Raw genomic sequence first — 10,340 nt, forward strand, 5'->3', positions numbered from 1 at the left:
CTCCAGAGGCATTCCAAGATGCCGTCAGCCAGCAACCACGCTTGCGCGGAGCTGATCGTGACTGGAACAGACTGGAACCTGCATTCGTGCAATCCGTGTTGCATGTCATGGCCAGAATGGAAGCGCGCGGCTTTCCCATGACATTGCTGGAGGGTTATCGCAGCCCGGAGCGACAGGATGCTCTGGCCGGACAAACCACCCTAGTCACCAAAGCAAGAGGGGGGCAAAGCAAGCATCAGTACGGGCTAGCTGTCGACCTTGCACCCGTTCACAACGGCAAAGTTGTGATTTCGGAGCGAGACCCATGGGCCATGCAGGCTTACCAGGCATTAGGAGAAGAGGCCGGCAATGCCGCTCTGACTTGGGGCGGCGACTGGAGTTTTAAGGATTATGGACACATCGAACGCAGCGGCTCTTTGAAGCAGTTGCTATCAGCAAGCAATAAATCGACAGGAAGGTGAATGAGGTGGTGAAAAAGGGGTGGCGTCAACATGCCAAATTGGCTTCCGCAATCGGGTTTTTAATACTGATTGCCTTAGTGTGGTTTCTCGGCGAGTGGATGGGGCTGGAGACGACCGAGGCGCGTCTCGGCTGCATTCTTGCCATCATGCTGCTGTGGGTAGCCAGCCTGCTGATCGGTCAACTGCTTTCCCGTCGCGCAGGAGGGTTGCTGGAGAAAATGCTACGGCAACAGGCCGACGATGCAGTCATTCATGCCGGTTCCGAAAAACGCGCGGAAGTCACTCTGCTGCGACAACGATTACTCGGCGCCATCGATACCCTGAAAAAATCCAAGCTGGGAAATGCGGGAGGGAGCGCAGCGCTGTATGAACTCCCCTGGTACATGATTATTGGCCATCCAGCCGCCGGTAAAAGCTCGGCTATCCTGCAATCCGGTCTTACCTTTCCGTTTAGCGACAAAAGTGGCATCCAGGGTGTCGGCGGCACCCGCAACTGCGACTGGTTTTTCTCGACTGAAGGTGTTTTGCTGGACACGGCTGGACGCTACGCCACGCAGAGCGAAGATCGAGGAGAGTGGCTGGCATTCCTCAAGCTCCTGAAGAAACATCGCCCCAAGGCGCCTGTTAACGGCATTCTTGTGGCCATCAGCCTGCCAGAGCTGGCTCAGCATCATAGCGAAGGTTTCGCGATTTACGTGCGCCAAGTACGCGAACGCATCCACGAAGTAAGCGATACCTTCGGCCTGCATGTGCCAATCTATCTGGTCTTTACCAAACTTGATCTGCTTGGGGGATTTGCCGACTTCTTCCAGGACATGCCGGAGTCCGAACGCGACCGCGTATGGGGCTGCACTCTGACGGCAAATCAAGGCAACGGTTTTGATGCTGGCAACGTTGCCAGCCAGCAGTTTGAACTGTTGTATCGCGGCTTAGTACAGGCGGGAGAAGAAAAACTACTGCAATACCGTGGCGATCAGATTCGCCCTGCTCATTTCGCCTTCCCGATCGAATTTCATGGGCTGAAAGAGGCCGTAACAAAGTTCATCACCCTGCTTTACGAGGACGACCCTTATCATTCTCGGCCATTGTTGCGCGGCTTTTACTTCTCCAGCGCCCTACAGGAAGGCACGCCGCGCATTGTGGCTGCAAGTCGGGTACAGAGCCAATTCGACCTGGCATCATCCCAGCGCGAGAAACAACAAGTTCCTGCCTCATACAGTTTTTTCCTGGGCGATCTATTCCGCAAAGTATTGTTCCCCGATCAGCACCTGATTTCACGGCAAACAAAGCGTGGCAACAGCCGTTGGCGCATGGCGGCCATGATCGCTGGCGTGCTCACGCTATGCTCGCTTGCAGGGCTATGGAGCTGGTCATATATCGGCAACCAGCAACTGCTGGCAGACATCCACAAAGAGCGACTCAGCGCACAACGGCTAGCCAGCAGTGGACAGCTCTATGATCGACTGCGCGCGCTGCAACTTCTGCAAAACCGGCTAGAGCAGCTGCAAGCATACCGTCAGGAAGGTACTCCCTGGCAGATTGGTGCAGGCTTGTATCAAGGCCGTGGACTGGAATCGGTATTGCGCAGCGAATACTTTGCCGGCGTAAAAAACCTGATGCTTACCCCTATCCAGCAAAATCTGGAGAAGACGCTTCTAGCACTGGAGCAAGCGCCGCTCCCTACGCCGGCACCGGCGCCGAAACCTGTGCCAGCAATACAAACCCAGCAGAACACACCGGCAGCAACAATGCCGAGTAAGTCCCGCCCCAAGCCGCGTCCTGCCCTGCAAGGAAAACCGCTACCCAACATTCAGCTCGGTGCACTGGACGATGACTTCCGAGCACGGCCGGTCATGCTGGCCGCCAACGATGTTCAGGCCCAGCAGGCGACCTGGTGGCGACACACGGCAAAACCGATAGCCACACACTGGCAAGCCAATGGCTTCTCACTGCATCCGGCAAGTTGGAACCCGGCAGAAGCCAAGGCGAAAGCACAGCTTGTCATTGTTGATGCCACCGGTTCCAACCGGCGGCCACAGACGGAGAGTACCCCCGCTGCCGATGCCGCACCAACAAAACCAGCCAAGACTCCGCAACTGGACAGTAGTTACAACGCGCTGAAAACCTATCTGATGCTGTATCAGCCACAACGCATGGAGGCTGCCCATCTGGCAGACCAACTGCCTCGGTATTGGCGTCCGTACCTGGAGGCGCAAAAAGGGCAGTACAGCAGTGATGAAATCATGGCAATCGCTGAGCGATTGCTGGCGTTCTATATCAGCCAGGTCAAGGCGCCCGACTTGCCGTTGATTTCGCCCAACCTGCGGGTCGTTAGCCAAGCCCGCGACGTACTGCGAGGCTCATTCAAGCGCATGTCGGCCGAAGAGCGTGTCTTCAACGAAATTCGTGCCCGTGCCAACACCCGCTTCTCACCGCTGACGGTGGCCCGGATTCTGGACAACCACGACCTCGACATCATGGCAGGAAGCCAGATGGTGGAAGGCGCCTTTACACGCGAAGCCTGGGATCAGTACATCAAAAGTGCGATCACTGAAGCTAGCAAAGGTGAAATCCGCAGTGATGACTGGGTGCTGGCAGCCAGCAGCCAGGACAATCTGGGCAAAGAGGGGGACAGCGATAAAAACCGGGCCGCACTAGAGGCAATGTACCGCAGCGCCTACATCGCGAGCTGGAAGAACTTCCTGCAAGGTGTCACTGTGCGCGACTTTACTTCTCCTGCACAGGCTGCTTCGGCCATGACACGCCTTGCCGAGCGGGAAACCTCGCCGATCAAGTTGATCCTGGCGCGCGCAGCCACTGAAACCTCATGGGATAACCCGTCAGAACTTAACCGCTCGCTGGAGAATGCCAAGCAATCGGTTCTGGAGAAAACCGCCTCTCTGCTGACTGGCGGCGGTAACAATGAAGCCAAAAACAATGGCAAGCAATATGGTGAGGTCGGTCAGCAGTTCGCAGGGGTCGCGCTCCTGGTCAAGGGCGACAATGCGCCAATCTATGGCTACCTCGACCAGTTAGCCAAACTCAAGGCAAAACTTGGCAGTATCGCCAGTACCGATGATCCAGGCTCGCTTGCCCGTGCCACGCTGCAGGCGACATTCAACAACAGCGGCTCGGAGCTTGCCGACAGCATCGGATATGTCGACAACGCACTGTTAGCCCAAAGTACGCCAGATACCATCCACATGGTTCGACCGATGCTGGTACGCCCGCTCAGTGGTGCCTATAGCGCTCTACTGGGCCCGGTCGGAGCCGACATCAACCAGGCATGGGCGGCAGAAGTACTGCCACAGTGGCGGCAACTGGCTGCCAAGTATCCATTTAGCGACTCCGGCAGCACCGCTTCGATTGCCGAAATCAACCGCTTTCTGAAAGCCGATGACGGTACGCTAGATCGCTTTATCAACAAATATCTGGCTGGCTTGGTGCAAAAACGCGGGAACGAACTGGTACCGCGCGCCTGGGGTGAGCTCGGCATCAAATTCAACCCGGCATTCCTCAGCAGTGTCAGCAGCCTGAGCGCCCTGGCCAACGGCCAACTGCAAGACGGCGATGGCCTGCGCTTCGAACTGCAACCGCAACCAACTCCAGGCCTATCGGAAATTGTCTTTGCCATTGACGGTCAGGAATTGCGCTATCGCAACGGTCCGCAGATCTGGCAACCGTTTACCTGGAACGGCAATAGCCAGAGCACCGAGGCACGTATCCAGGTTCTCACCTACAGCGGCGCCAGCAGTGTGGTGGCTAACTACACCGGAGGGATGGGGCTAATGCGCTTGCTGGCTAGCGCCAAAGTCATACAGGACGGTCCGGATGGGACCTTGCTCGCCTGGCCACTACGCAAAACGGAAGGCGATGCTCAGACCGTACGTCTCAACTTCCGGGTGCTCAGCGGCGTAAATCCGCTGCAGCTGACCCGCCTCAACAAACTGACGTTGCCCGAGCGCGTGACGTTGTAACAGGGAAGATGGCCTTGAGCTTCACTTTCAAACGCACACAGGAGGTAGCCACCTCCTACTGCATCTTTGGCAAGCTGCCACGGCGAGCTGACTTCATCCGTATCAATGCCACCCATCCTGCGGCGGCACAATTGGATCAACTACTGGCAGACAGCATCAGCCTACTATCCAGTGATGCCGATGCTGTCGCGCGCTACCGCGCCATGTCCGGTTCCTGCTTCGTGATTCGCAGTCGCGACCACGCCTGGCTGTCGCTGGGCGTAATCCAGCCCAGTCACGACGAAAGCGGCCGCAACTTTCCGCTGATTGCAGCCACCCAGCTCCCGGCCACCCTCGCCTTGCCGCCCCTGGCCGTCCTGCTGCTGGCGGGAGAGTTGTACTTCAGCGGCTTGAGAGAACAACTGATCAATGCCATCGACAACTCGGTGGAAATGCTGGCCTGCCGCCAGTATCTGGAGGCCCAGTCTCTATTCGGCGCCGCTTCCAGCGATGACGTAGCGCTGGCCGAACAGCTGCTGGCTCATCACTTGGCAAGCACTCCGGTACAGCAGCTGGACAAGCTGCTCGCCCGACTCCCGGGGCAATCACTGGAAGCGACGCTGCTGGCCTTCATCTTTCACAGCCAGATGCAGCGCCGTTTCCACGACAGCCTGTGTGCGCAAACCTATCTACTGCCGTTACCGGCCACGGATGGGGAGGACATGTTGGCCGCCGCCACCTGGCTATCGTTGTACCAGGCCGCTGCCGGCACGCACAGCAGCGATGATGCTCAGTGCCTGCTGATCAACCGCCCGGAAGGGCGATTCCTGGCACTACAACCACGGGCGCCGGATGCCCATATCGTGGCGCAATGCTGGGGAGAGCCGCTAAACGCGCGCTATACGGTGGACATGGCCGACGAACAGGCACCATGGCGCCGTCACCAGGCTTACGCAGAAGCCAGCTACATCCTGGGTCGCCGATTGAATGACCCGGATCTCAATCTCGCCCAGTTACGCGACCTCATCGCCAGCCTTGCCCGCAGCATCAGCTGACACAGCCCCTCAGACAGACCGTCTTTTTTTCGAGAGCCATACCATGAGCAAAGAAAGCACCCAGAAAAAACTGTCGCGGGTTCGCCCGCCCCGCGTGCAGATCACCTACGACGTTGAAATCGGCGACGCCATTGAAACCAAAGAACTGCCTTTCGTGCTTGGCGTGCTGGGCGACTATTCCGGCCATAGCAAAGAGCCGCTACCCAAGATGAAGGAACGCAAGTTCGTGCAAATCGACCGCGACAACTTCGATGAGGTACTGAAGGGCATGGCACCACGCTTGGCCATCAAGGTAGACAACAAGTTGCAAGAAGACGGCAGCCAGTTGGGTATGGAGCTGAACTTCAACCAGCTTGCTGACTTCGAGCCACAAAACGTCGTCAGCCAGATCGAACCTCTTAGCCGCCTGCTGGAGGCGCGTACCCGATTGGCCGACCTGCGCAACAAGCTGGCAGGCAACGACAAGCTGGAGGAGTTACTGGACGAGGTAGTGCGCGACACCGAGAAATTGCGCCAGATCAGTCAATCCGCCCATAGCGACAAATCCGGGGAGTAACACATGAGCACCGCACAACAACTGGATGCAACGGCAACCTCCGCCGCACTGGATGCCAGCAGCCTGCTGGACAGCATTATCGACCAGAGCCGCATTGCGACTAACGAAAGCGAAAAAGGGCATACCCGCGACCTGATCGGCGAGCTGGTCGCCCAAGTCCTGGAGGGAAGCGTCACGGTTTCACGCGACTTGTCCGCCAGCATTGATGCCCGGATTGCCGAGCTTGATGCCCTGCTCTCTGCCCAGCTCAATGAGGTGATGCACCATCCGGAATTCCAGAAACTGGAAGCATCCTGGCGCGGCCTCAAGTACCTGGTAATGCAGTCGGAAACCAGCACCATGCTGAAAATCAAGGTGCTCAATGCCAGCAAAAAGGATCTAGTTAAGGACTTCAAGGCCTCACCGGAATTCGACCAAAGCGCACTGTTCAAGAAAATTTACGAAGAGGAATATGGCACCTTCGGCGGCGCCCCGTATGCCGGTCTGGTAGGCGATTACGAATTTACCCGCCACCCGGAAGATTTTTACCTGCTGGATGAACTGTCCCACGTGGCGGCTTCGGCCCACGCCCCGCTTATCACGGCCGCAGCCCCCGGCCTGTTCGGTCTGGAAAGTTTCACCGATATTGGCAAGCCGCGTGATCTGGCGAAGATTTTCGATACCGTCGAATACGCCAAGTGGAAATCGTTCCGCGAATCGGAAGACTCCCGCTATGTCGGCATGGTGTTGCCGCATGTACTGGGTCGCCTGCCATATGGCCGCGACAATGTGCCGGTAGAAGCTTTCGATTTCGAGGAAAACGTTGATGGCAGCAACCACGGCAAATATCTGTGGACCAATGCCGCCTATGCCTATGCCGCCCGCCTGACCGATGCTTTTGCCCAGTACGGCTGGCTTGCGGCTATCCGTGGCGTTGAGGGTGGCGGACTGGTGGAAGGACTCCCGGCACACACCTTCAAGACCGACGATGGCGAAGTAGCCTTGAAGTGCCCGACCGAGGTCGCCATCACCGACCGCAACGAAAAACTATTGTCGGATCTTGGATTGATCTCGCTGGTGCATTGCAAGAACACCGATTACGCCGCCTTCTTCAGCGGCCAGTCCGTGCAGAAAGCCAAGACCTACAACACCGATGCGGCCAACGCCAATGCCCGCCTTTCCACCCAGCTGCCCTACATCTTCGCGGTTTCGCGCATTGCGCATTACATGAAATCGATCATGCGCGACAAGATCGGCAGCTTTGCCTCGCGCCAGAACGTACAGGACTTCCTCAACACCTGGCTGGCGCAATACGTCCTGCTTGACGACTCCGCCAGCCAGGAAGCCAAGGCCAAGTATCCGCTGCGCGAAGCACGCGTCGATGTAGTCGAGGTACCGGGCAAGCCCGGCGTCTATCGCGCCGCAGCCTTCCTGCGCCCGCACTTCCAGCTGGATGAACTCACCATTTCCCTGCGTTTGGTTGCCGAGCTGCCACAGCCGGCGGGCTAACGCCTGTCACCCGTCACAGCGGTAGCAACACTGCCGCCGTGGCGGGTACGTGTTCCGGAAGCTCTGCTTCCTTTTTATTACCCTTGGAGAATCCAAATGGCATTTGACGCCTTCCTGAAAATCGACGGCATCCCGGGCGAAAGCACCGACGACCAGCACAAAGACTGGATCGAGATCCAATCGTTCTCTCACCTGCTCGAACAGCCGGCCCAGGCCACCGCCAGCTCTGCCGGCGGCGCCACCGCCGAACGTGTCAACCATGGCATGTACGAGATCACCCACTTCCTGGACAAGGCTAGCCCGAAGATCTACGAAGCGTGCTGCACCGGTAAGCACATCAAGGATGTCACCATCGAACTGTGCCGTGCCGGTGGCGACAAGGTGAAATACATGGAAATCAAGATGGAGCAAGTCCTGATTTCCAAGGTTGAACCCAGCGGCTCCGCTAACGACGCCGGCTTCCCCAGCGAGCAAGTGAGCTTCAGCTACGGCAAGATCAAGTGGACCTACACCCAGCAGAAACGTGCCGATGGCGCTGGTGGCGGTAACGTCAGCGCAGGCTGGGATCTGACAGCCAACAAAGTAATCGCCTAAGCATTATGCCAACCGGTACCTTGGCCTAGCCAAGGCACCGGTTTCTAAGGAGTGCCCCATGCTTTACCGCTTCATTGCCCTCTCCGCCTGCAGCATGCTGCTGCTTGGATGCGCCAACCTACGCAAGCCCATTCCCCAGCAAACGCCTCCCCCTGCTGTCGTACAGGCACAGGAAAGCAAAGCCATTACCGTCAAGGTTGCTGAAGGTGTGGAACAAGCCACCGCCAAAGTAGTGGAAGCAACCGGCAACAAGAGCATTGTCAGCGATCCCACCTTGGTGCCATTCGACAAAATGAGCGCCAAACTCACGCCAATCACCGAACAACAAGTACGGTCACTGGCGCCGGCACTCGTGATTGCCAAAGTCATTACCGTGACCGGCTACTGTGATCGCCGTGAAGTCGGCAATGCCCCTGCTGCTGCCAGAGCGCGGGCAGAAGTCGTCAAGAAGCTGCTGATCGACAGCGGTATCGCGGCCAAGCGCATCGTCACCAAAATCGACACCCAGCAACGCCTGCATGCTGCCCGCGTCACATTCAATGGTTAACCTGTACTTCTGCCCATGAACCTCCCCGACCTGCTCGCCAGCTTTGCCGCCGCCTTCAACCAGGACCAGCGTCTGCTCTCCCTGCAGCTGGGCGATGGCCGCCGCTGGGGCGAGGCGCTGTTGCCGCTGAGTTTGACTGGCGAAGAAGCGCTGGCCGACAGCTACCGCTTCCGGCTAGAGTGCCTGTCCGCCAGTGACAGCATCGAACTGAAGTCGCTGCTCGGCCTGCCGGTGCGGCTGGGCATTGCCGGCGCCGATGGCAGCGAGAGCCTGCGCTGTGGCGTGGTCAGTGCTGCCGATACCCTGGGCAGTGATGGCGGTTTCGCCAAATACGCGCTGACCGTCGAGCCGCCGTTCGCGCTGCTGCGCCTGCGCCGGACCTCGCGGGTATTCCAGGACCTGTCGGTGGATGCCATCGTGAGGCAGATCTTCGCCGAGCACGCGGCGGCCAACCCGGTGTTCGCCGCGGTGCAGAGCCTGGACTTCGTGCTGTCCGGCCCGCTGCCGGCGCGCAGCTACTGCCTGCAATACCGCGAATCCGATTACGCCTTCATCACCCGCCTGCTGCGCGAGGAAGGGCTGAACTGGCGCTACGAGCACCTCGACGGCGAGACGCCGCAGGTCAAGCTGCTGGCCTTTGACGATCCGTATGCGCTGCCGGCGGCCAACGTTGACCGCGTGCGTTTCCACCGCAGCGATGCGACGGAAGAGGAGGATGGCCTCACCCGCTGGGACGGCGCGCGACAGATCGTGCCCGGCAGCGTGGCGCTGGCCACTTACGACTACCAACCGGTGGCCACCGGTCACAGCGGCGACGAATCGGCGCTGGATCAAGGCCTGGATGGCAGCCGGCTGCAGAGCAGCCTGCAACATTACGACGCCCCCGGCGCCTACTACGCCAGCGACGCCGAGCAGCTCAGCCACTACGCACGGCTGCGGCAGCAGGCGCACGATGCGCAGGCCAAGACCTTTACTGGCGGCGGCGCGGTGCGCGGCCTCACCGCCGGGCAGTGGTTCCGCCTCGACGAGCACCCGGCGCACGACGGCGACAGCCCCGAGCAGCGCGAGTTCGTGGTCACCCGCCAGACGTTGGCGGTGCGCAACAACCTGCCGGCCGAGCTGAGCCGCAGCCTGCCGGCAGCGTTGCGGCCAACGTTGGCCGCCAGCGGCGAGAGTAGTGATGCGCCGTTCCGCAGCGAGTTCGACGCCCAGCGGCGCGGCATCCCGCTGACCCCGGTCTATGCCGACGCGACCCACGCCAAGCCCACCGCCCGCGGTGCGCAGACCGCCACCGTGGTCGGGCCGGAGGGAGAAGAAGTGCACACCGACGCCAACGGCCGCATCAAGGTGCAGTTCCACTGGCAGCGGCCGGACGAGCATCCGGACAGCGGTGCCAACCTGGACGAGCGCTCCAGCTGCTGGCTGCGAGTGGCGATGCCCAGCGCCGGTGCCGCCTGGGGCCACCAGTTCATCCCGCGCATCGGCCAGGAAGTGCTGGTCGACTTCCTCGAAGGCGATATCGACCGGCCGGTGATTACCGGCGTGCTGTACAACGGCAGCCACCCGACGCCGGACTTCAGTGCTGCCGGCAAGCTGCCGGGCAACAAGACGCTGTCCGGCATCAAGTCGAAGGAACACCACGGCGGGCAGTACAACGAGCTGCTGTTCGACGACACGCCAAAC

General features: G+C 59.5%; 8 protein-coding genes. All 8 read left to right on the forward strand.

All coding sequences use genetic code 11. The features are described from left to right. The coding region (locus tag HU218_RS13145; protein ID WP_174875397.1) for a M15 family metallopeptidase at nt 1-461 on the forward strand (461 nt) is incomplete at its 5' end. Continuing rightward, on the forward strand, nt 458-4,438 hold the full coding sequence (gene tssM, locus HU218_RS13150) for a type VI secretion system membrane subunit TssM (protein ID WP_246211098.1): 3,981 nt from the start codon (nt 458-460) through the stop codon (nt 4,436-4,438). The genes HU218_RS13145 and tssM, both read left to right, overlap by 4 nt. An 8-nt stretch (nt 4,439-4,446) precedes the next feature. After that, the gene (gene tagF, locus HU218_RS13155) at nt 4,447-5,472 is read left to right on the forward strand and encodes a type VI secretion system-associated protein TagF (RefSeq protein ID WP_246211105.1); all 1,026 of its coding nucleotides are present in this window, start codon (nt 4,447-4,449) and stop codon (nt 5,470-5,472) included. A gap of 43 nt (nt 5,473-5,515) precedes the next feature. Then, complete coding sequence (tssB, locus tag HU218_RS13160) at nt 5,516-6,028, forward strand: type VI secretion system contractile sheath small subunit (RefSeq protein ID WP_174875399.1); 513 nt, start codon at nt 5,516-5,518, stop codon at nt 6,026-6,028. Between the two features lie 3 nt (nt 6,029-6,031). Beyond that, nucleotides 6,032-7,516: a type VI secretion system contractile sheath large subunit gene (gene tssC / locus HU218_RS13165; RefSeq protein ID WP_174875400.1), complete on the forward strand. Its 1,485-nt coding sequence runs from the start codon at nt 6,032-6,034 to the stop codon at nt 7,514-7,516. Nucleotides 7,517-7,612: 96 nt separating this feature from the next. Continuing rightward, nucleotides 7,613-8,110: an Hcp family type VI secretion system effector gene (locus HU218_RS13170; protein WP_174875401.1), complete on the forward strand. Its 498-nt coding sequence runs from the start codon at nt 7,613-7,615 to the stop codon at nt 8,108-8,110. A gap of 58 nt (nt 8,111-8,168) precedes the next feature. Beyond that, nucleotides 8,169-8,657: an OmpA family protein gene (locus tag HU218_RS13175; RefSeq protein WP_174875402.1), complete on the forward strand. Its 489-nt coding sequence runs from the start codon at nt 8,169-8,171 to the stop codon at nt 8,655-8,657. A gap of 15 nt (nt 8,658-8,672) precedes the next feature. Continuing rightward, a partial coding sequence (locus tag HU218_RS13180) for a type VI secretion system Vgr family protein (protein WP_174875403.1) occupies nt 8,673-10,340 on the forward strand: 1,668 nt, incomplete at its 3' end.

Origin of the sequence: Vogesella oryzae (genome assembly GCF_902829295.1) — a bacterium.
Classification (GTDB): Bacteria; Pseudomonadota; Gammaproteobacteria; order Burkholderiales; family Chromobacteriaceae; genus Vogesella; species Vogesella oryzae.

Bases quoted from the DNA above. Each gene is read 5' to 3' on its own strand.
- tagF (WP_246211105.1), top strand. From the start codon at position 4,447: ATGGCCTTGAGCTTCACTTTCAAACGCACACAGGAGGTAGCCACCTCC.
- tssB (WP_174875399.1), top strand. From the start codon at position 5,516: ATGAGCAAAGAAAGCACCCAGAAAAAACTGTCGCGGGTTCGCCCGCCC.
- tssC (WP_174875400.1), top strand. From the start codon at position 6,032: ATGAGCACCGCACAACAACTGGATGCAACGGCAACCTCCGCCGCACTG.
- HU218_RS13170 (WP_174875401.1), top strand. From the start codon at position 7,613: ATGGCATTTGACGCCTTCCTGAAAATCGACGGCATCCCGGGCGAAAGC.
- HU218_RS13175 (WP_174875402.1), top strand. From the start codon at position 8,169: ATGCTTTACCGCTTCATTGCCCTCTCCGCCTGCAGCATGCTGCTGCTT.